Raw genomic sequence first — 560 nt, forward strand, 5'->3', positions numbered from 1 at the left:
CGTCGTTGGCGCAGAATACACCACGGGCGATCGTGGCGATGCGGCTGAAGCCAGCGTGACTTATGATGTGACGGAAGACTACAGCACTTACTTAACCTATGTCGATGACAGTTACGAAGGCAAAAACAACGTTATTGTTGGTCAACGTGCTGACCTGACCTCTACGGTCGATTTCTACCAAGAGAACCAGTTTGTTGATGAGAACAACGGCAAAGGTCGCATCGATTCATTCGGCTTTGGCTACGACATGAACGACGACATCGACATGGGTATCGGCTATCAGAAAGGCGAAATCGAGGATGATCAAAACATCACCACCGAGCGCCAAGCGGTGAGTGTAAGCACCTCGATTGATGTCGATGATGTGTTGTTCAAGAACAAAGTGGAATATCGTGTCGATAAGACAGATGACTCTGCTGACCCAGACAAAAAACGCAGCGACCAATGGGTGACGACCAACCGGTACACCCAGCACCTGACGGAAGAGTACACCTTATTCGGTAAGTTCAATTACTCGCGCTCAGAAAGCAAATCAAGCGACAAAATGTTGGCTCGTTTTA

At 48.6% G+C, this 560-nt stretch carries 1 pseudogene; it reads left to right on the forward strand.

Going from position 1 to position 560, the window contains the following annotated elements:
* A pseudogene (locus tag R7E78_RS29235) lies at nt 1–560 on the forward strand (hypothetical protein); the annotation flags it as partial.

Source organism: Vibrio sp. YT-19(2023) (assembly GCF_033337395.1).